Here is a 21,698-nt window from a genome sequence, read left to right on the forward strand (position 1 = left end):
TTCGGTGCACAGATATAGAGCCTATTGGCGGCTTTTTGTCAAGTACAATTTATACCAAATTAGATGAGCTTACCCTGCATACATCGACAAGTACGGCATCGGTTGAAAAGCTGCGATGGAGGCAACATTGATAATACTTCCTGATTTTCGCTGCCGCATTCCCTGCAAAAATAAGTGCGAAAGTTCAACTAATGCTACAATATTTAGTTGCACCATTGTTAGTTGTTTCGCAAGCGGGCGATCGGCAAAAGCACCGTAATCGCCAAAACCCGCATTATTCACCAACAAATCAACCGTCCAACCTTTTTTAACAACCGCGTCAAATACAGTATTTATGGCTCCTGGTGCCGTCAAATCTTGAACGATAATTTCGACCAAAATATTGAACTCCTGTTGCAGTTGAGCAGCTAGCTGTTGCAATTTGTCTTCGGAACGAGCTACCAAGATTAGATTGTGCTGGCGTTTGGCTAATTCGGCGGCAAAGGCTGCACCAATTCCGCCAGAAGCACCGGTGATTAAAGCAGTGGGCATGAACTTAATTCGGATTATTTGATATAAACTTTATATATTTTAACAATTATTTTGACTGGAACCTGTAAAATAATTAAAAGGGAATAGGTGAGTTTTATGGCGCGTCTTACCGATCGAGCTTTTGAAATTTTGCGGGCCGAAGTTGACAAGTGCGCGGCGGCTGATAGTCTAGGGGGTGAAGTTTACCGACGGATGGTAATCAAGCGGTTGGAGAAATTGCGATCGCAAAACGGCACTTTCGCGTCAAGAGAAGAAATCCGCGATACCTTCAAAGACGAATTTCCCAACTTCAGCGAACAAGTTCTCAAAGCTGCCGTCAAAGCCAACCGCCCGCCGGGATTGTTCGGTAAAATTATCTTTGCTGGGAGTTTGCTGGGAAGTGCTGCGGGGATAATTTGGCTGCTTAACCTACCTTTTCCCATGATTCGCTGGCCCGTGGCGAAAACAATGCCGATATTATTGCTGCCGAGTTTTATGAGTATGGATCACAATTACCGGCAGGCGATCGCCCTTGTGGAACAATCCGATCAACTGGTGAATAAAGCGACGGCTGTCGCAGATTTTGACTTGGGCGAAATAAAAGCAAAAGAGGCGCAAAAACACCTCGACGCCTTGCCGGTGTGGTTCCTCGGCTATTACCCAAAGAGGTACTGCTCTTTTTTTAGGTGCCGTTGGCGGTTTACACTCGATGAATTTGAAGCCGCCCGCAAAAATGTGGGGCGGATGGAGGCTCAGATTTTCCAGCAAAAAAATGCTTTTACTCAGTTAAATCAAGTCGAACAAACGCTAAAGGCGGCGAAACAGCAGTATCAGCAAGCCAAAACTGCTGCGGATAGACAAAAAGCGACGGTAAATTGGCAAAGTGCGATCGACCAACTCAATCAAATTCCCGCTGAAACCCTCGCGGGAGAAACGGCTAAGAAAACACTCAAAGCAGCAGAAAGAGACTTTCAAGCAATGGGCGGCGTCGCCACCGGTTCTTTGCAGGCTGACAACTTAATTGAAGCTGCTAAAGAATTTGCTCTCTCCGCCGCCGTCGCCTCCCAAAAACCTCCCCATCCCGCCGCACAGTGGGAGCAAATAGCAGAATTGTGGCAAGAAGGAATTAACCGACTAAAATTGATTTCTGTCGATAACCCTGGTTATCTCGACGCTCAAACTAAACTTGCTGAATATCAAAAAAATTTAGGAATTACCCAGATTAGACTGGAAGCAGAAAAAGATTCTGCAACAGCTTTGCAAGAAGCTAAAAGCTTGTTGGCAAACTTGCAAAAAGATGTGAATTCTCAAAATCCCGGTTATTCCCTCAGCCAGTTGCAACAAATTATCAATCAATTAGAATCTGTCAAACCCGGAACCACTGTTTATCCCGAATCCCAAAAATGGCTGCAATCTGCTCGCAAGAAACAGCAAGAATGGCAAAAAAATTAGTCAGTTGTCAGTTGTCAGTCAACGGTCAACCGTCAACCGTCAACTAACAAATTACCAAGTCGGGTCAACATACAGATTAATTGTCACTTGCTTTTTCCCCGAAGGGATGCCGGAAATACAAGCACAAATCGTATCTCCGCCATCAATTTCTACTTCGCAAGCGTGACAAGAACCCATGAGGCAGCCAGTAGGAATAGAAACCCCTGCACGTTTGGCTACATCTAATAAAAGCTCTCCCGGTTCAGCTTCAACTGTCACGTTATCAGGTAAAAAACAAACTTTTGTCATTGAATTTGAACCTCAAATCTAACAAACAATAATCAACAGTCAACAGCCCACAGTCAACTAATTAACCTAAAATATGCCTTATATCTAAGTGCTTTTCCACGGTATCTGCTAGAGAGTCTAACAGAGCTTCTCGGTGTTCTCGGTAATTAGGAATACCTGTAGGCAATGCGCGGAGTCCCCGCTGCTGCCGCAAGTGATTTAACCAAGCTCGCCGCCAAGCTCCGTTGTCAAAGATGCCGTGCAGGTATGTACCCCAAATAGATTGAGAAGTATTGACAATGCCTAAACTAGCATCGTCAAATAACGGTTGAGTCAAATCTGACTCTAGGATTTGCGTTTTTCCTTGATGAATTTCGTAACCGAAAACTGGCAAACCCGGTTGAGGATAGTTAGATGTTACGATTCGTTGGCGCGCAATTTTGTTCGGTGCCATCGCAGTTTTCAAAGGCAGCAATCCCAATCCTGGGAATTCTCCCTTTTCTCCCTCAATGCCTTCTTTATCGGTGATACTTTGTCCCAGCATCTGAAAGCCACCGCAAACTCCCATGACTGTACCGCCAGCTATTAAATAATTTTGAATAGCTTTTGCCATACCTGTTTGGCGCAGCACCTGCAAATCGGCAATTGTCGTTTTAGAGCCTGGTAAAATCACGGCGTCTGGATGGCCTAACTGGTCTTTTGGGCTGACATATTTGACTGTGACGCTAGTTTCCGACTCTAGGGGGTCAAAGTCGGTAAAATTGGAAATTCGGGGCAGGCGGATGACCGAAATATTGATGTCGGTTTGAGAATTGGGGGAACGCCGATCGAGCAAATCGAGAGAATCTTCTGAGGGAAACACTTCGTCTATCCAAGGAATCACCCCAACTACCGGGATTCCCGTCCTTTCTTCTAGCCAAGTCAGGCCCGGATCTAAGATCGATTTTTGTCCTCGGAACTTATTAATAATGAATCCTTTAATTAAAGCTCGTTCGTCGGGATCTAGCAATTCCAAAGTACCGATGATGTGAGCAAAAGCACCGCCCCGATCGATATCAACTACTAGCAAAGTTCGAGCCTTTAAATATTTAGCTACCCGCATATTTGTTAAATCGCGGTGTTTGAGATTAATCTCAGCAGGGCTACCGGCTCCCTCACACACAATCATGTCAAATTCTTGGCAGAGAGATTCTAAAGATTCCCGAATAGCTTGCCAGCCGATATCGAAATACTGTTCATAATATTGAGATGCTCGCACATTAGCGATCGCCCGGCCCTTGACAATCAATTGAGAAGTCATGTCTCCTTGTGGCTTGAGCAAAATCGGATTCATTTCTACCAAAGGTGCGACGCGCGCAGCCCAAGCTTGCACTGCTTGAGCGTAACCAATTTCTCCACCGGCGGCTGTGACATAGGAATTCAGCGCCATATTCTGACCTTTAAACGGAGTTACCCGCCAGCCTCGCCGAGCAAAGATTCGACACAAAGCTGCCACGAGTAAAGATTTCCCTGCGTGAGATGTTGTTCCCACGACCATAATTGCTTTCATAATATTAAGGGAGAAGGAAGTTCGGCAACGCGCCGTGTAAAGGATTTAATATCTATTCCGGTTGCACCGTCCGTGATTGTTGATTGTTGAGTGTTAACTGTTGACTCGGCGTCTACAAACTAAATGGTTGAGTGTTAACTGTTGACTCGATTTTATTATTCCGATGCAACCGGAAATGATATAACGGATATAACGGATTTAACCGATCGATGTTGAGGACTGAAGTCAAGCGTGAAGGAAGAGGGCAGAAGTAAAAAGTAAGAAGTAAAAAGTAAGAAGGCAGAAGGCAGAATAAAAAAAATTCTGGTTTCTACCTTTTACTTTCTGCCTCAAGATGACGGTTGATCTTCGCCGGATACCTTCTCAGACTTGGATTCAGTGGCCGGTTTAGCAGTTTCGACTAGATTCGGATCGGGGTGATTCGGGGGACTCAATTCAGTTTTTTCTGCCTCAGAAGAGAGTTCTTCACCTGTAGATTCGATCGAGATCACTGATACTGAAACCGTTTCCACCTGCACGCTCAACCCAGGTTCTCCCGGTACTTCTATCTCTACAGGCTCTGCCATTTCCACCACAGTCATTTCTATCGATACTGCAGGGGCTTCTGCTTCCGGTACGCCTGCTGCTGCTTCCGGTTCACCAACCGCAGCCAGCGGTGTCTGGGTTTCCTGAGATACAGCAGGGGCTTCTGCTTCTAGTACGCCTGCTGCTGCTTCCGCTTCACCAACCGCAGCCAGCGGTGTCTGGATTTCAGCGGACGATCGATCTTCGATCGGAGTTTCCCCTATTTTGTCAGAACTCGCGGTTTCTGTTGCCATCAAAAATGCCATTGCTTCAACATCGTTGGGAAACGGCACTCCTGGGCTTGTTTCCACAACAGTGTTGCTACTTTCGGCTGCCACTTCCGCAGCCGCCTGGGCTAATTCGGATTCGAGAATTTGGTCGATACCCGGTGCAGGAGTTGCCGTTATTTTAGATTCAGGTACGATCGATTCTGGAGTCGCTGAAGGTTTTGGCGTCTGGGGAGTTACATCAGACTTGTTTTTACCCGCACCGAGTCCCAACATACCGCCGAGACTATTTTTGAAATTGCCGAACAGACTTCCGAAACCGCCGGATTTTTTAGCTGGTTTAGGAGGAGTAGGAGGAGTTGGGGCCGCCGCCGCTGCCGCTGCCGCCTGCGACTCTTTAACGGCTGCCCTCCATTCTGTTTCCTCGTCAAAATCATCGACTTCTGGCTGCTGTTGAGGCTCTGGCTGAGCCTCTGCTGGCTCCACACTTGGTGCAACGGCTATTTCTGAAATTTCTAGAGGTAGAGGTGGAGGAGTGAAACTGCTGGCTGCTGATTCTGTTAGGGGTTGTGAAGTCTCAGCAGCAGGAGTTTCGACTGAAAACACTGGTATTTCTGCAATTGCAGGTGGTTTCGAGTCGGGAATTTTCAAGTCAGGGGCGATCGCACTTTCTGCAGTTGCCTCGTCGAGCGCACTTTCAGCAATACTTTCAGCTATGGGGGAAATCGCCGGCTGTTCCTCTAGCTTTACCTCGCCCTTATCCAGAATGGGTGCTGGAACCACATCAGTTTTCGGTTTGGGCGATCGAACAAACTTAGGTTTTTTCGCCGCTGCTGCTGGTTCTTTTTTCTTGGCAAACAAGCCAGCAAACGGCACGCCTGCTGCCGCCAAATTCGCCGACTGAGGAATCGGCGTTTGCTCAGCAACGGGCGTCACCTGCCGGCGCAAAGTCAGAGTTTCCCAGGCAAACCAGCCCAACATCGCCACACCCGCCATTTGACCAAGCAGGAGAGCACCAGTGATTCGTCCCGCACAAGCCCATAAAATTAACGCATAAAAAAGCCCTACCCCGCTCCAGGTAAAATCACTTTTGCGGTGCACTTCTGGAAAAAAGAATGCCGCCATGTAAATACTGAAGCTGCCTAGACCGACCGCCAACGCCAGAATGTATGCAAGCATCTTGTCGGTACCTCCGCTGTGTCAAATAACTTCTACGCGCTAATTCTACCTTTGAGAGAGACTCAACGGCTTCTTTCTCTAGGACAATTCTTGATTTGTAGGGAAGTTTGCCAACGAACCAGTGTAAGGAATTTAACACGTTCAACGGATGTTGACGCCAGAAGTGCGATGAAAGATTTCCCACTCTCCCCCACTTGCCTACTGCCCATCACCCCCCATCCCCACACCCCCTATCCCCATCACCCCCTTATCAGTGGTGATAGATGTCACTTAACTATGCCCGTGCGATCGCACCAAGGGACTGAGGATGTTTATATGTTGTAGGTGTAAGAGGAATTATGCCCTAGGGCGTATGTATGGGAGACAATGCCATGTTAGAAAAACTATTATTAGCGGCCGGCTTAACCTTATCGCTTCACATATTTCCCGGACTAAGCACTTCCGCGCCGTTACCGAAAAATTTGGTATTGCGATCGAGCGATCGCCCGGCTCAAACCCAGAAACTTCCCATCGTTGCAGTACCTGCGGCCCTCAAGCCGAACGTCCAATCGTAATGATAGTTGCAAGATACCTGCAAGTGCGATCGGACTTAGGCAGAGCCTTTCTAATATTTTTTTCTAGCTGTTCTCTTTTTTATGTGACTGTTCACAACTCATCAGTTTGCAGTCAGGGCTTTAGTCCTCATTAATATCACCTAATAAGGACTCAAGCCCTTACTACAAACCCTAGGCAAATAATTAGTAGCAGATAGAACATTAATTCCCATAACATACTAAACAAATCTCAACATTAGGTTGTGTCATAGACACATTTAAACCTTAAAAAACTTGGGAAACCTTGAGTAAAGACTCAAAATAGATATATGATGTCAGATTGAGCTTAAAGCTAATAAGCACATTGACTATTAAATCAAGGAAAGTGAAAATGGGACTTAGCGATATTCTCTTGAATGAAAACCACAGAGAAACTTTTGTTGATGACTGTGTAAAGTTGATAGACCAACAAGTTGCTGCAGCGTCAGGATTGGGTGGTATGGCTCTTAAAGCTGCCTACTCTACTGTCAAGGGGATACGGGCTGACTATTGCGCCCAAGTCGTCGATCAACTTCTGCCAGAAATCTCGATCGCACTCGATCCGATGTGGACTGAAGCCGTAAACAATGGCAACCCAGTCGAATATTTTGCTCAAAGAAAAGGTGAAGTAGCAGACGAATTGCTCCAGATAAGTGACAAAAGGGTCGAGAAAAGCACAAGAGGGATGGTTAAAGGCGCCTATGCCAAACTCCGCCCCTCAGCTAAGACTTACGTAGAAAAGGGAGTACCGGATTTAGCCCAAATTATTAATAAACATAGTGCGGCCTGATAAGTGAGCAACGGCTAAAAAACAGGATACCCAGATACCCGGATTCTTCCAGAAATCGGGTATCTACAAGCAGACTTATTCGTAAGTTTGCAGTTAGGAGAAAGAGTCCTAATTTTATGCTTATCCATTGCCAATTACCCACTGATTTGCAGCAAATATTTTCAACATCGCCTGTCCGGTAATTCCCAACCCCAAAAACGTTACAAACATCGCACTAATCGCCGGCAGAAATTTGACTGCTGTTATCTGTTTTGGCAGTTTATTAAAACTACGTTTGGCATAAACTAAAATCAATCCGATCGCACTCAGCACCAAAGCCAATCCCAAACTAAAGGCTACCACCAGCGTCATTCCCAAACCAACATTGCCCAAAGCCGACGCGCTCAACAGCATCACCAAAGCGGAAGGACAAGGCAACAAACCGCCGGAAATTCCCAACGCCAATAAGCTTTTCCAAGTAATAGCAGAACCGTCAGCACCGGGAGGCAAATGCGAATGAATCCGGCCGTCTCCGTGATGGTGGTAGTGGTGAGATATATCGGGTTTGACAGGCTTGAATTCTCGCTCCCAACTTCCTCTACTCAAAAGATTCACTGGTTCTTCACATTCCGCAGTAAAGACTTTACTCCTTAAAAACCAGTTTTTATTAAAAATTTTAGTCTTGATTTTTTTGAGAACTTCAGTCCTCACTACCAACCTAGTCTTAATTTTTGATAAGAGTAAGTTAAACCCGATTAAGGCTACTAATAAACCAGAGATTAAACTCAGCCAAGGATCTAATTTTTCGGGGTCGATCAAGTTAGAAGCAAACAAAGTAATTCCGCCCACAGCAAACACGCCGGCCGTGTGAGTAATTGTAGTCGTCGCTGCTAGAAATAAAGCGTGTATCGGAGTAGCCCGCGAACCCACTAAATAAGCGCCGACTATAGTTTTTCCGTGTCCGGGCGACATCGCGTGCACGCATCCCCAAGCAAATGCTCCCGCTACTGCGAGCAGCAAACTCCAACCTGAATCCCAGATAGATTCCTTTCCTGCTAACAAAAACTCCCGGTTTTGCGGCGTAAATACAAAGCTTTTTACAGCACCGGCTTGTACAATCGTAGCTTGGCAGCTAGCTGTCGGAACTTCGGGCAAAAACAGATTGTAATTAATACGCAATTTCTCTGGTTTGGAGATGGAAATTGAGTCAGGTAAACGGGGGGTTTTATCTTGAGAAGGTGCGGGCCAGGTGTAGTTTAAGATTAAGGTGCTGTGGGTATTCGGCTGCTGGATTAAGCTGGCGGTTTTAGCTGCTATTTCTAGCGGTTTTACTGCTATGGTGCCTTGAATGTTGCTACTGTTGGTGAGGCGGATTTGTTGGCTGAAAAACTTTTCTAGCTGTGTTTTGTGGCTGCGAACTTCAGCAGGTTGTAGCTGGCTGTCTCGATTGTCGTCGGCGAAGTTTGTTAAACCGGTTGGGAATGTTAATGTTATTTCGGTTTGCAAATCGTTGACTACTATTTCTGCTACGGATAAGTCTGACCAGTGCGAGTAAACTGGTCTGGTTGAGGTTGTTAGTGAGAATGAAAGTGTTAGAAAAAATAGGATGAATAATTTTGATATTCGGTTAAGTTTGTACTGCATAAATACCTGTTTTGTTAGTAATTTTCGGATGAATTATTTGTTGGTGTTGTGATTTTTCCGGCGCGCTTACCCGCAAGCCCGCCGGGGATTGAAATCCCCGTCTCATAGCGAAAGTCGGTTGAAACCGACTAAAAGATTTTCTACTTTTTATTGAAATCTTTTAGTTCTATGCAAGAGGACTTAAGCTTTTAGCCAGGGGTTTCAACCCCTGGCGGATTGACGGAATAGCGAACTTGGCAGGATGGCTGCTATTAGTTAATCTCAAAATTCATAACTTCCCAAGCCCAATGCTTGGCGGGATCGATCGTCAAAACTCGGGTCAATTTCCTTGGACTTTTGAAAATAAGCGCGAGATTCGGTATCTTTACCTAAAGTCCGAGCGATCGCACCAGCCCGGTAAAACATCCCCGCATCGCGAATCCCCGATCGTATTATTTCGGCCATCACTCGATCGGCCTTTTGCCATTCCCCAGCACTCGAAAGCGCCCAAGCCAAAGTATCCAGCGTCACCGCATCCCGCCGAATTTTCACCTCCTCCTGCATTAACGCCAGCGCTTCCGCAACATCCTGCGATCGACCTTTTTCCAGCAGCAAAGTTGCCAAATCCCTGCGGTGGCCAAAACCGGTAGATCCAGAAACCTGTTCCTGTCGCAGCCCAGCTTCTGCTTTGTCCCGAAGTCGCCGGGATTCGATCGCATCTCCCTCGAACTCTTTAACTCTCGCCATACCGCGATCGACAATGCGATCGAACACAGTCGCAACTCCGCCAGAATAGGCCGAAACCTTCCTGTAATAGCCTTCCGCCTCCCGATAATTGCCCTGCCGCGTCTCCAAATCCGCCAAATAAATCAGCGCCAGCGGGTATCGCGGCACCAACCGCAGCGCCTCCAAAAACAGCGCTTTCGCCTGCACAAACTGCCCGCGACGCGCGTAAAATCGACCCAAGAGCGATCGGGCCCGCGCCGAACCAGCAACCTCTCCCGGTTCCTCCGCCGCCATTGCTTGGCGGTAATCCTGCAAAACCTCAGCATCTCGGCCCTGAGACTCTCTCACTAAAGCTCTTAAAGTGAGAGAACCCAAATTGGGAATCCGGTTAACTAAGGCTTCTGCGGCTGCATTTGCCTCGCTCACTTTACCCGTGGCTAAGTGAGATGTAACTGAAAGGGCGATCGCATCTTCATTGTCAGAACCCACCTGTTTAGCAAAGCGCAAAGCAGTAGCAAAATCATGTCTGGCCTCGGCAATTCGAGCTAAAACTAACAGCGCACCTTTGTTGTCAAAAGGCAAATCGGCGATCGACCTTTGAGCCGCTTGTTCTGCCAATAAAAACCAACCTCCCTCCCCAGTAGCGCGAGCCATTTTCAAATAAGATCCCGCCAGCGCCGCCCGGTTCAAACCGCTGCGGGAATCAACAGCCAATCGCTGCTGGTAAAAAGCAATCTCTTGCTCAATTGCTTCCTTTTGATTCGGATTACTTCTCAAGCTTTCCGAGAAATGATAGCGGTAATTAGCATCAAGATCCGCCGGAATTGTTTCAGAAAACATATCCGAAATCAAACGCCAATTAGGCAGCAAATTAATAACAAAAATACCCACTACAGGAACTACTATCAGCAGCCACCACCCGAAAACATCCGATTTTATTCCTTGTCCTATTTTTGTTTTCATATATCTGCGTTCATCGCCTTCATCTGCGGTAAAACATTCAAATTCTATAAAGTTGCGTGGTTATTGGTTATTAGTTATTAGCCAATAACAACTAACCAATAACCAATAACAACTAACCAATAACTAATTAGGCAAAGCCAAATAAGGAAAATTCGGTTCTAAAGGTTTGTGTCCCTGAGCCGGATTTCCCGGAGTTCCGTTATATGAAACGTTATCGCCAACCGGAGAACCCACCAAAGCTCCCAGAGTGATATCAATAACGTCGTCCATCAGCATACGACCTCCGATCAAACTTCCTTGAGCATTTGTAGCGCTAGCGTAGCCGCTGGTTTTTGTGGTATCGATCCGCATGATATCGGGTAAGAAAGCTCCAGCGATCGCATTTGGATCGACGTTATCCTTGCCGTCCAAAAGATCCACAGCATTCAGGGTAGCAACAGCTTCCTGGCGCACCGGAGCAGCAGCAGCGCTCAAATCCGATCTCGGAGGAATATTATTGAATGCTTCCAGATAAGCGGGAGTAACTATCAAACCCTCATTAATTGCAGGTCTCGCCAAACGCTCGAATTGTTTGAAACCGCCAGCTCCATCGCGAATCGAAACTGTTGACCAAACATCAAAAGTATTCGCCCCAGTTCCTGCTTGCAAAAACGCTTTCGGAACGCGCACGGCAATTGTATTGACGTTGTAACCTTTAGTAAAGTCGATAGCTTGGTTGGGTTGCTTGAAACCTACTTTCGGCCCCGTTCCTAAAGCCCCAGCGCGGACTCGGAAAAATTGTTCCACATCAAAGAAAAACGGGTCTTCCCGCAAACCGGCAAATACAGTCAAGTTAGAACCGCCCACAGGTACTGTATTCAAAACAGCATTAGAATTCAGCGGAGTTGTGGCAATTAACCCGCCGTTAACTGTAGTCTTAGTAGTTGTCTCCGAGCCACCGCGAACAACCGTTACAGCTACCGCTTGCATACCTTGATTGTTAGGCGGACTGAAGGCAAACCGCAAGATAATATCAGAGCGTCCAGTAGGTGTAGAATTCACGTCACCTACCTGGGTGATGTGAAATTGGTAGAGGGCTGTAGTGCTGAAATAATATTGATAACGGGCAACAGACCTGGGATTTGAATTCATGGTAAATACTAAATCCCCGTCCGCAGCACCGGAGTTTTGGTCTTTTTCGCGATATACGTACAGGTCAGTTAAATTTACAGCGCGACCTTTGATATCTACTTCGCCGTCGTCGTGGTCGGAAGCGACAATTATCCCTGGAGTTAATAGAGCAATTAGAGCTACTTCAATAGCTAGTATGGTTCGGCGAATTTTTTTCGTGAGCTTCACAATTAGCACCTTTATTTCAATGAATTTTTTGCACAAATCAATGGCAAATACCCCGCAGTCGCGGGTTTTACTTTTGTAGCAACAGGTTGAAATCTGTCAACCTGTGGCGTTTTTGCGCTGTTGCTGAGCCTTCTCCTATTGGTGGTATACGAAGGTTTGGCAATTTTGGATCTGTGCTGCCAGATTAATTTATGTAAAAAAGTGCGTTATTGAGGATTTACTCGTTCCCGGACTCTGCTTGGGAATGCCCGATCCGAGACAGAGCCTCATTCGATCTAGTGGAACCAGAGCATCGCTTGTATGGGTTCCCAGGCTCTGCTTGGCAGCGAGCATTCCCAAGCTTAGGAACGATTAAATGACCCTGGTTTGACTGTTCAGGCTGAGCGCATTTCTTCTTTCTGCATCAAGCGGATTGTTAAGTCTCAAAAAAATTACTAATCAGGTGGTAAAATTCAAGATAACTTGGGATTTTGAAAATTCAAAGCACGACAAAATTAGCCTGAAAAGGCATACTCCAGGTTGTACCTCAGACTTCAAACTTACAATTATGTTCTGTAGTGATATACGCCGAAATTTTAATTTTGGATCTGTGCCGTCAAAACAAAAATTTTGGGTACACTGAAATGACAGGCCAGAAGTCAGGCGATGAATCGCTGCTTTTAGTGCAGATTGCCCAGAAAGACCAAACGGCATTAGCTAAACTTTACGATCGCTACGGTCGCCCAAGTTACGCTCTCGCTTACAAAATTCTGGGTTCGGTAGAAGAAGCTGAAGAAGTTGTACTCGATGTTTTTTCCCAAATTTGGCAAAAAGCAGCAACTTACGATCCTTCTCGCAGTCGAGCAGATACCTGGTTGTTCATGCTTACGCGCAGTCGTTCCCTCGATCGCCTGCGAGCGATGCAGCGAACAGTCCGGGCTGCTGAAGCTTGTCTGGAAGATGCGAAGATACCCATCTCTAGCGTTGCAGAACCGATGGAAGATGCAATGTTTAAAGAACGCAGCGAACAAGTCAAAGCAGCCTTAGAAAAACTGCCAAAGGAACAGCAAGAGGCGATCGAACTCGCCTACTACCAAGGGCTGACTTGCACGGCGATCTCAACTAAAACTGGTATCCCGACAGGTACAATCAAAACCAGAATTCGGTTGGGTATTTCCAAATTGCGTCAAGCTTTGAGCGAAGAATTTTAGATAGTCAAAAAACAAAATTTAATTTGTTTAACATCTATCTAAAATTATGGTATCTCCAATCATCCATCTTGAGTGCGAGGGTAGCACACCAATCTAAAAGTTAAAATCAACTTAGGCTGAATTACTTAATTAATGGCGCAAAACAGATGGAAATGATGCCAGACGAGGAATATAAAATCCTTGCAGCCCTTCAAGCTCTCGATACCCTCGACGAGTCAGAACGCGGCGCATTTGCAGAGAAATTGAAAGAGTCCGCAGAACTTACAAGTGAATTAGCAGCTTTGGAATCAACAATTGCCGCGATCGCCTACACAGCCCCGCCAGTGCCCGTCGCACCCGACCTCAAAAACCGCCTGTTCCAGCGCATAGCCGAACAGCAGCCAACCCCGACAGAATCAGTCAATTTAAAGCCCATTGTGACCTCCCCAACGGAAAACAATGCTCCCTCTTTAATCGTGCGATCGCACGAGGTCAAATGGAAATCTTATAAAGTTCCGGGAGTTTCGTTCGGCAAGCTTTACATTGACAAAAAAAAGCGCGAACTTACCTGCTTGATGCGACTAGAACCTGGAGTAACATTTCCCCTGCACCGACACGCTGCCTCGGAGGAAGTGCTTGTATTAGAAGGAGACTTAATTGTAGAAGGGGAAATTTGCCATCAAGGCGACTACATTCGATCGGTTCCCGGTTCCACACATTCGCCCCTCACACGAGGGGGATGTTTGCTGTTAATGAAAACTTCCCTAGACAACGAAATGTTCGTCTGATATTATGTCGGTTGATTTCCCTGCAATGATTTCTTTTCGCTTAGTCGGGGCTGGTTTATGTATGCCGATTTTTAGTAGAAATTATAGAGGGTTGCTGAAACTAGCCTTTCCAAGTATTTCGGTTAATTTACCGGACACGCTCTAACTCAATAACGCCATATTGCTCCGCATTATGCGGTTAAAAATTCCCAATATATCACGTAATTCCCATGCTAAAACACTCCTGTTTAACTGCTGTTCTGTCTGCCGTTATTATACAATTTGTACCCAGCAACCAAAGCGCGATCGCCCAAGAACGCGAAGGATGTTTTCTTGTTAATTCAGCGGGCGAAGTAATTAACTTAAATTTGTTGTGTTCGCCTCAAGAATCCGACATTAAGCTGACAGGAAACGATGGGAAATTTCTCGAAGACTACAAACGCTTAGCAAAAAGCTACTCTCCCGAAGCAACGGACAATTTACTGCAAGCAATCCAAAGGGCGCCCGGTCAAAAAATTGCGGCCGCTAAAAGAATGTGTGCGGAAGCAAAATCTGGAGTTTCTCTGCCGGAAGTTAAATTAAGAGCGATCGGGCAAGCTGCCAGTATCGACAATCCAAGTCTCAAAGAAAGTTTTCTCGCCGATGCCGATATTATTACCACCCTTGCCGCCAATCATTATTGCCCGGAATTAGCCAGTAAGTAATATCATGAAATCTGTAGGGACATGGTAAGGCATATTAGTGTCAACTTAAGCTTTTAGTCCGCCATTCCTCCCGTTCACCCGGCATTCCGCCAGGGAATGAATTCCCTGTCTCATAGCTAAAGTCCTCTGAAGAGGACTAATAAGAATAAGTTTAAAAGTATTTTTCTCAGTCCTATGCAAGAGGACTTTCGCTTTGAGGTAGGGGTTTCAAGCGCTGCGAGACTGAGGGTTTAACGTGTTTGTTGACACGCCTTGGGTAAGGCTGCATCTCAGTTTGGATTTTACAGGAGTGCAAGGACGATCGCACTCCTAAAAAACGCTTTTTACAAAACTGAGATTCTCCCACGCTAATACGGCGTCTTTAGTTGCAGTTACAATATTAATTGTCCTCTTGTCGCGCAACGATCCATGAAATTACCAGACATGAGATGAAACATTTAAAATCAAGTTCCGCCGACTTGCGGGATTTATTCAAAGACAGCATTACAGTTAAATACCTCGCGGAACCGCTGAAAGCTGTCCCCGCTTGCGAAGACGCAGCCAAATTGCGATCGTGGATGGAGGCCCGCGATTTTGACGTGCTCGGTATCGAAGAAAACGGCACGGTTTGCGGCTATGTAGAACGATCGCACTTAGGTAAAGGCAAGTGCAGCGACTACCAGCAAATTTTTCACCCCTCACAATTAATCGCCGCCGCCACTCCTTTGATGGAATTGCTGCCGCTGCTGCGAGAAAAACCGAGATTATTTGTATTGGAAAGCAACAGGATCGACGGGATTGTTACCTGTGGCGATTTGCAAAAAGCACCGGTTCGGATGCTGCTGTTTGGATTAGTGACGCTTTTGGAAATGAATTTATTGCGGATCGTGCGGATTTATTTTCCCCAAGATTCTTGGCAGAAATTGCTGAAAGGCGATCGCATTTTAGCAGCAAAACACCTTTGGGAATTGGGGCGATCGCGAAATGAAGCAATTGACTTAATTGATTACCTGCAATTCTGCGACAAGCGAGATTTAATCCTGACTTCTGCTGAAATAGTCGATCGGCTGGGGCTCAAATCCAAACGCTACGGGGAGCGTTTTTTAAAGTCAGCAGAAGCATTGAGAAACAAATTAGCTCACGCTCAAGATTTAATTAACGGTTCTTCTTGGCCGGAAGTAATTTTTTTAGCTCAGGAAATAGAAGCACTTTTGCAGCGTTGCGAAGAAATTGAAATGGCCACACCTAATGAAGCAGAGATCATTTAATCTTAGTCTCTTAGAGAGAGATTTTGTTGGTCTAGTTGCCATTTCAATTGCCTCTTTTGATAGAGGAAGGTGCGCTTCGGCGCACCCTAAATTTAGTTTTTAATTTTTAGTTTCCTGTTAGTATACTGAGGAACCCAGCCTTGAGCAGTGGTGTAATACTGCAAGGCTTTCAAGTACAGCGACGGAGTGAGATAAAACCAATGTTCGGTATTCGCCGGCACTTTAATGTATTCTTCAGCTTGCAGCATTAATTGTACCTGAGAGCCGTTAGAATACACAAACCCAAAAACGCATTCCCCAGCTAAAATGTGAAGAACTTCTGCATCTGTGTGGGTGTGAGTGCGATCGCTTTGAGTCATCAGCGCGTAAATCTGCTGCGAACCTGGATGCAGCACTTTTAAGTCGCACCACCGATATCCGCTGGCGCGCTTGAACTGTTCAAACTCGCTATTAAAGGCTGCGAGAATCTGCTGTTTTTCTGTAACATTGAGAATGTCTTGAACGAGCAGTTCTTGAAACGCCGGATTTTCGTTTGTGGGCAGGGACTCGATCTCAATATTTAAAACTGCCAGTTGACTCGCAATCGCCCGGATATCCGTATATGTTCTACCGTCTTCTAGTTGCAGAACAGCCATATTACCACCTAATGTGTTGAGCTTTGAGGGAAATTTAGTTTCCATTTTTAAGCTGCTGTTTTAAGCTTTCGTCAAAAACTAAACTCCTGCTTATTTCCAATAATAGCCGATCGCTAAAATCCTATATCTACCTTCACAATCATCAAAGAATTACCACACATGAGATGATTTGTTGAGTTATTTAAGTTTTATTTCTAATTCTCAGAGTCGGGCTGGGAATGCAGATCCATAGGCTGTGGCTATTTTTTAGGGTTCGATGTTTAAACGGGCGATCGGTAAAACAGCACCTACAGCATGAAAAGACAGAAACACAGGCTCAATCTATAAAATTCCGGTCAGATTAGCTTACAATACAAGACTAAACCTCAAAATTACGGCGCAGCCTAATTGCTGCTACTTTTATGTCTCTACCTATAGTTGCTATTATTGGACGCCCCAATGTAGGCAAATCGACGATCGTCAACCGTTTAGCCAACACCCAAGACGCGATCGTCCACGACGAACCAGGAATCACGCGCGATCGCACTTACAGACCAGCATACTGGGGCGATCGAGAATATCAAGTCGTAGATACCGGCGGGCTAGTATTCGACGACGAAACAGAATTTCTGCCTTTAATTCGCGAACAAGCAATGGCGGCCCTCGCAGAAGCCAGCGCAGCCATTTTCGTAGTAGACGGAAAAACCGGACTCACCGGTGGCGACGAAGCGATCGCATCTTGGCTGCGACTGCAAAAAGTCCCCGTCATTCTCGCCGTCAACAAGTGCGAATCGGAAAATACAGGACTCACCCAAGCAGCAGACTTTTGGCAATTGGGACTGGGAGAACCTTACCCAATTTCAGGCATTCACGGCAACGGCACCGGTGAATTGCTTGACAAATTAATTACTTACCTTCCCACAGAAGTATTACCAGAAGTTGAGGAAATTAAAGTAGCCATTATCGGTCGTCCCAACGTCGGCAAATCGAGTTTGTTAAACGCATTTCTCGGAGAAAATCGCGCCATAGTCAGCCCGATTTCCGGCACAACCCGCGACGCGATCGACACCTTAGTAGAACGCAACGGTCAAACCTACCGCCTGATTGACACCGCAGGAATTCGCAAAAAGAAAAACGTTGAATACGGTGCAGAATTTTTCGGCATCAACCGCGCTTTCAAAGCCATCCGCCGCGCCAACGTTATACTGCTAGTAATTGACGCAATTGACGGGGTTACGGATCAAGACCAAAAATTAGCCGATCGCATCAGCCAAGAAGGTCGCGCTTGCATCATAGTCGTCAACAAATGGGATGCCGTAGAAAAAGACTCCGACACCATCTACGAGTACGAAAGAGAAGTAAGAACCAGACTTTATTTCCTCGACTGGGCAGAAATGATTTTTGTTAGCGCCATGACTGGACAGCGAGTTGAAAAAATCATTGAATTAGTAGACAAAGCCTCCGACGAACACAAGCGCCGCGTCACTACCGCCGTGATTAACGAAGTCATAGAAGAAGCCACAAGCTGGCACTCAGCCCCAGTTACCCGCCAAGGAAAACAAGGCAAAATCTATTACGGTACTCAAGTGCGATCGCAGCCACCGACAATCGCCCTATTTGTCAACGATCCCAAACGCTTCACCGAAAATTACCGCCGCTACATGGAAAGCCAATTCCGCAAACACCTAGGCTTTACCGGTACACCAATGCGACTACTTTGGAGAGGCAAAAAAGTTCGTGCCACAGAAATGAGTACAACAAACAGAGCACTGCGCGTCAAGTAATTTTAGATTTTAGATTTTAGATTGAAGAAAAAAGGCGGTTATATGATATAATCGCTTGCCAATTACAGCAAATTTTTTAATCTAAAATCTAAATATCCGATGAACGAACAAGAGTTTAAACAAAGAACGAAGCAGCTAGCATTAAGAGTGATTAAGTTAGTAAGTTCACTGCCCAAAAATACCGTTTCTGAGGTAATTGGCAAGCAGTTAATTCGTTGAGGAACTTCTGTCGGGGCTAACTATCGAGCAGCTTGTCGCGCTAGGTCAACAGCAGACTTAATTGCCAAACTCAGAATAGTGGAAGAAGAAGCAGATGAATGTCTTTACTGGATGGAGCTGATAGTTGAAGCTAAATTAGTAGAGGTCGCTAGTTTTAGGAGTATCATGTCAGAAACAAATGAAATTTTAGCGATGACAGTTGCCTCCATCAAAACTTTAATTGCTAAAAACCCAACAGCAAATCGCAAATAAAAAAATCTCAAATTTCCACAAAAATTGCCAAGTTAAAATCAAAGAATCCCAACCCTCAATCAAAGAATCATAAATTAAACAATCAAACAATCCCCAATCAAACAATCAAACAATCAAACAATCCCCAATCAAACAATCCCCAATCTAAAATCTAAAATCTAAAATCTAAAATATCAAGATGGATTTACTTCGATCGCTCCCTATTGGACTTTATCTAGAACAACCCGTAACCTGGCTTCACCGGCTAGACTCCCGCGTAAAACTAGCCTGGTTGATGACATTTCTGATTGCGCCAATACTCGCCAATCCCATCTGGCGCTTGATGCTAGTAGGAATGTTAATCGTACTGACACTAACTGCAGCAATTCCCTTGCGGGTGTGGAAACAGCAAATGGGAATGCTGCTGCTATTCTGCATTTTAGTATTTTGCCTCAGCGCGATCGCCCCCGACGGACTCCCCTCAGAGCACCAGCCCCGCATCCCCGCCGACGAATTAACATTTTCCCAACAGCCCGCAACTCTTCCACCCCCGCCCCAACCAAAACCCTGGTACAAACCTTTTAATTTAGGCTCAAACTCCCCAATTCCCAATTCCAAAGCCCAAAGCCCAAATCAACTCCCGCAACCCACAAACTACCGTTACGTTTTATTCAAACAAGGCCCGATTAAAATCACCCGCAAATCCCTAGATTTAGCTATCAACGTCAGCACCCTATTTTTTACAGTAATTTACAGCACCAACCTCTACCTTCTCACCACAGCAAGCGAAGAAATCACCGCTGCTATAGAAAACTTAATGCAGCCGCTGCGCCGCTTGAACTGGCCTGTTACCGAAATAGCCTTAACATTAACTTTATCTTTGCGATTCATTCCCCTAGTATTGGAAGAAATACAAAATTTAGTGCGATCGGTCAGCACTAGAGCCATAAACTGGAAAAAACTAGGATTTCGCCGCGCCGCTCAAGTTTGGTTGATGATAGCCGAGCGACTGTTAGAAAACTTGCTCCTGCGAGCTGAACAAATAGCCAGCGCCATGAAAGTTCGTGGCTTCACCAGTCCCGATCGACACCGTGTAGAATGGCACCAGTTGCAATTGAAAATCCGAGACTGGATCGCCCTCGGCTGCTTGCTCCTCCTCTGGAGCGCCCGCTTGGTTTGGGGTTGGGACAGTTGAGATTTTAGATTTTAGATTTTAGATTTTAGATTGATTGATTGATTGATTAGATTTGAGATTGAAGAATTGGGAATGACTGATGAAGCTCGTCGTTGGGAGTACAGGCCAACATTTGAGTAAGTTTTGTCTGGTGCGCGACAGTCCTGCTAAAGTAATGGAGACAAATATTTAGAGAACCAAGACCTTGAACATCTATCTTGGGACAGATGTTGCGATTTTAGATTTTAGTTTTTAGATTTTAGATTGATTAGATTTGAGATTGAAGAATTGGGAAGGAAAGATTCGAGCGGGCTTTGAAGCACGGGCCTACATTTGAGTCAATACGCTTGGGTTAGTGCTAAAAAAACCGATCGTGCGTAGGTTTGGTTGAGGAACGAAACCCAACATTTTCGCTACAATTTTCCTTAACCCAAGCGTATTGACATTTGAGTAAGTTTTGTCTGGTGCGCGACAGTCCTGCTAAAGTAATGGAGACAAATATTTAGAGAACCAAGACCTTGAACATCTATCTTGGGACAGATATCGTATATGTTCCGCGCATACAATCCGCATTAGACCGGTTTGGCGATCGCTTCCTCGAAAAAGTTTACACGCCCGCCGAACAAAGGGATTGTAGGTCACTAAATTCTCAACACAGCAGCATTAAAGGTAAAATGAATCGAGTTTCCTGCAACCAACTAGCAGGGCGCTGGGCAGCAAAAGAAGCCGTTGTCAAAGCTCTAGGGACGGGATGGCGAGGAATACGGTATGCAGATGTGGAAATTCGGCGCTCCGAAAACGGTGCTCCCAACGTGCAACTCCACGGAACCGCAGCAGCACAAGCCTCTGTTTGGGGAAATTGCCAGTGGCAATTGAGCCTCAGCCACGACGGAGACTATTGCACGGCTACGGCTATCGCTCTTTGTATCCCGCCGTCAAACAACGCCGTCGGGCGATCGAGCGAAACTAAAATCTAAAATCTAAATCTTTAATCTAAAATTGATCGATTGTGAGCGTGAATGACTACCGAAACTTACCTGAATCATCCAAACTTTGGCCTCCTCTTCAGGGTATCCCAGGTTGAAGACAGCCAAGAATTATTTACCACCCTATACGCCCAGCGCCTGTTTTTTTTGGTGACAAACGGCCCTGGCGGGCTGAGGTTTGAACCAATCAGCCGATCCGACGCTCGCCTCATGGTCGAAATTCGCCTGAGAACCCTGCGTCGCAGCGGTCAATATCACGAGTACGACCAATTGCAAACCATTCACCAGCGCACGTTTCAATAGCGAAAACCAGTAATTTGGTAATTGGTAACTGTCTTAATTTTCCTTCCCTCCCGTCAAGAGCGCTGAGTACCCATGACCATTGCCTCTCGAATTCACAGCATTCGCCAACACTTGCCCGAATCAGTGCGGTTAATTGCCGTTACCAAACAGGTACCGACTGATGCTATCCGCGAAGCATACGACGCCGGTATCCGGGATTTTGGCGAGAGTAAGGTTCAAGAGGCTGCCGAAAAACAAAGCCAACTGCAAGATTTACCGGATATCAACTGGCACTTGATCGGCCACTTGCAAGCCAACAAAGCCGCCAAAGCCCTAGAGCATTTCCAGTGGATTCACTCTCTCGACAATTTAAAAATCGCTCAGCGACTTTCGCGCTTGGCGGGGGAAATGTCCTGTTCTCCCCAAGTCTGCCTGCAAGTCAAAATGTTGCCCGACCCGGACAAATACGGCTGGAGCGTTCCAGAACTGCTTGCCGACCTTCCAGAACTCAACAAATGTCAGCATATCAAAATTCAAGGTTTGATGACAATTCCTCCGCTGGGATTAGATGACTCGCAAATCCTAGAATTATTTAACAGCACCCGCGAACTTGCACAGAAAATCCAGCAGCAAAACTTGCCCTGCATTCAAATGCAGCAGCTCTCGATGGGGATGTCGGGAGATTATCATTTGGCAATTCAAGCAGGTGCTACTATGGTACGGCTAGGACAAACCTTATTTGGCTCTAGGAGGGGATAAGTAATTGAAATCTTCTGATAAAG

20 protein-coding genes and 1 pseudogene are annotated in these 21,698 nt (G+C 45.9%); 13 read left to right on the forward strand and 8 right to left on the reverse strand.

Annotation, left to right across the window (positions count from 1 at the left end):
- Positions 1–69: 69 nt before the first annotated feature.
- A complete protein-coding gene (locus QUA33_RS15875; RefSeq protein WP_333149401.1) occupies positions 70–531 on the reverse strand; it encodes an SDR family NAD(P)-dependent oxidoreductase in 462 nt (153 codons plus the stop codon).
- 96 nt (positions 532–627) lie between these two features.
- Between QUA33_RS15875 and QUA33_RS15880 the strand changes: the two genes are divergently transcribed.
- A complete protein-coding gene (locus QUA33_RS15880) occupies positions 628–1,962 on the forward strand; it encodes a hypothetical protein (protein WP_333149402.1) in 1,335 nt (444 codons plus the stop codon).
- Positions 1,963–2,013: 51 nt separating this feature from the next.
- Here QUA33_RS15880 and QUA33_RS15885 read toward each other — a convergent pair whose 3' ends face one another.
- The 3 genes from QUA33_RS15885 to QUA33_RS15895 form a co-directional block, all read right to left on the reverse strand.
- Entirely contained in the window at positions 2,014–2,250 is a 237-nt protein-coding gene (locus QUA33_RS15885) for a 2Fe-2S iron-sulfur cluster-binding protein (RefSeq protein WP_006634188.1), read from the reverse strand.
- Between the two features lie 61 nt (positions 2,251–2,311).
- Positions 2,312–3,778: a cobyric acid synthase CobQ gene (cobQ, locus tag QUA33_RS15890; RefSeq protein ID WP_333149403.1), complete on the reverse strand. Its 1,467-nt coding sequence runs from the start codon at positions 3,776–3,778 to the stop codon at positions 2,312–2,314.
- Between the two features lie 329 nt (positions 3,779–4,107).
- Complete coding sequence (locus QUA33_RS15895) at positions 4,108–5,748, reverse strand: Ycf66 family protein (protein ID WP_333149404.1); 1,641 nt, start codon at positions 5,746–5,748, stop codon at positions 4,108–4,110.
- 371 nt (positions 5,749–6,119) lie between these two features.
- On the opposite strand from QUA33_RS15895, the gene QUA33_RS15900 reads away from it, so the two are divergent.
- Together QUA33_RS15900 and QUA33_RS15905 are read left to right on the forward strand one after the other, a co-directional pair.
- Positions 6,120–6,302: a hypothetical protein gene (locus QUA33_RS15900; protein WP_333149405.1), complete on the forward strand. Its 183-nt coding sequence runs from the start codon at positions 6,120–6,122 to the stop codon at positions 6,300–6,302.
- Between the two features lie 370 nt (positions 6,303–6,672).
- On the forward strand, positions 6,673–7,110 hold the full coding sequence (locus QUA33_RS15905; RefSeq protein ID WP_333040283.1) for a DUF6918 family protein: 438 nt from the start codon (positions 6,673–6,675) through the stop codon (positions 7,108–7,110).
- A 120-nt stretch (positions 7,111–7,230) separates the two neighbouring features.
- Here QUA33_RS15905 and QUA33_RS15910 read toward each other — a convergent pair whose 3' ends face one another.
- From QUA33_RS15910 to QUA33_RS15920, 3 genes are all read right to left on the reverse strand, one after another.
- Positions 7,231–8,733, reverse strand: coding sequence for a HoxN/HupN/NixA family nickel/cobalt transporter (locus QUA33_RS15910; RefSeq protein WP_333149406.1), 1,503 nt, complete (start codon positions 8,731–8,733; stop codon positions 7,231–7,233).
- Positions 8,734–8,994: 261 nt separating this feature from the next.
- Entirely contained in the window at positions 8,995–10,401 is a 1,407-nt protein-coding gene (locus QUA33_RS15915; protein WP_333149407.1) for a tetratricopeptide repeat protein, read from the reverse strand.
- A 123-nt stretch (positions 10,402–10,524) separates the two neighbouring features.
- On the reverse strand, positions 10,525–11,739 hold the full coding sequence (locus QUA33_RS15920) for a DUF4331 domain-containing protein (RefSeq protein WP_333098500.1): 1,215 nt from the start codon (positions 11,737–11,739) through the stop codon (positions 10,525–10,527).
- A gap of 623 nt (positions 11,740–12,362) precedes the next feature.
- Here QUA33_RS15920 and QUA33_RS15925 point away from each other — a divergent pair.
- From QUA33_RS15925 to QUA33_RS15940, 4 genes are all read left to right on the forward strand, one after another.
- Positions 12,363–12,929 carry a sigma-70 family RNA polymerase sigma factor gene (locus QUA33_RS15925; RefSeq protein WP_333149408.1) on the forward strand — a complete coding sequence of 189 codons (567 nt, stop codon included), beginning with the start codon at positions 12,363–12,365 and terminating at the stop codon, positions 12,927–12,929.
- A 152-nt stretch (positions 12,930–13,081) separates the two neighbouring features.
- Positions 13,082–13,696 (forward strand): cupin domain-containing protein, encoded by a 615-nt coding sequence (locus QUA33_RS15930; RefSeq protein ID WP_333149409.1) that lies wholly within the window; start codon positions 13,082–13,084, stop codon positions 13,694–13,696.
- Positions 13,697–13,905: 209 nt separating this feature from the next.
- Positions 13,906–14,379 (forward strand): DUF732 domain-containing protein, encoded by a 474-nt coding sequence (locus QUA33_RS15935; protein ID WP_333149411.1) that lies wholly within the window; start codon positions 13,906–13,908, stop codon positions 14,377–14,379.
- Between the two features lie 428 nt (positions 14,380–14,807).
- Positions 14,808–15,626: a hypothetical protein gene (locus QUA33_RS15940; RefSeq protein WP_333149413.1), complete on the forward strand. Its 819-nt coding sequence runs from the start codon at positions 14,808–14,810 to the stop codon at positions 15,624–15,626.
- Between the two features lie 92 nt (positions 15,627–15,718).
- On the opposite strand, the gene QUA33_RS15945 is transcribed toward QUA33_RS15940, so the two are convergent.
- Positions 15,719–16,306, reverse strand: a complete 588-nt coding sequence (locus QUA33_RS15945) for an acireductone dioxygenase (RefSeq protein WP_333149415.1) — start codon at positions 16,304–16,306, stop codon at positions 15,719–15,721.
- Positions 16,307–16,662: 356 nt separating this feature from the next.
- Here QUA33_RS15945 and der point away from each other — a divergent pair, with 356 nt between their 5' ends.
- The 6 genes and pseudogenes from der to QUA33_RS15975 all read left to right on the forward strand — a co-directional run bounded on the left by der (position 16,663) and on the right by QUA33_RS15975 (position 21,675).
- Positions 16,663–18,024 (forward strand): ribosome biogenesis GTPase Der, encoded by a 1,362-nt coding sequence (der, locus tag QUA33_RS15950; protein WP_333065638.1) that lies wholly within the window; start codon positions 16,663–16,665, stop codon positions 18,022–18,024.
- Between the two features lie 231 nt (positions 18,025–18,255).
- Positions 18,256–18,495: pseudogene (locus QUA33_RS15955) on the forward strand (four helix bundle protein); the annotation flags it as partial.
- A gap of 178 nt (positions 18,496–18,673) precedes the next feature.
- Positions 18,674–19,669, forward strand: a complete 996-nt coding sequence (locus QUA33_RS15960; RefSeq protein WP_333149417.1) for a CbiQ family ECF transporter T component — start codon at positions 18,674–18,676, stop codon at positions 19,667–19,669.
- A gap of 497 nt (positions 19,670–20,166) precedes the next feature.
- Complete coding sequence (gene acpS / locus QUA33_RS15965) at positions 20,167–20,625, forward strand: holo-ACP synthase (protein ID WP_333149419.1); 459 nt, start codon at positions 20,167–20,169, stop codon at positions 20,623–20,625.
- A 42-nt stretch (positions 20,626–20,667) separates the two neighbouring features.
- The gene (gene pipX / locus QUA33_RS15970; RefSeq protein WP_333058020.1) at positions 20,668–20,937 is read left to right on the forward strand and encodes a transcriptional coactivator PipX; all 270 of its coding nucleotides are present in this window, start codon (positions 20,668–20,670) and stop codon (positions 20,935–20,937) included.
- Between the two features lie 72 nt (positions 20,938–21,009).
- A complete protein-coding gene (locus QUA33_RS15975; protein ID WP_333149421.1) occupies positions 21,010–21,675 on the forward strand; it encodes a YggS family pyridoxal phosphate-dependent enzyme in 666 nt (221 codons plus the stop codon).
- The last annotated feature ends 23 nt before the right edge of the window (positions 21,676–21,698 follow it).

Origin of the sequence: Microcoleus sp. Pol14D4 (genome assembly GCF_036701245.1) — a bacterium.
GTDB lineage: Bacteria > Cyanobacteriota > Cyanobacteriia > Cyanobacteriales > Microcoleaceae > Microcoleus.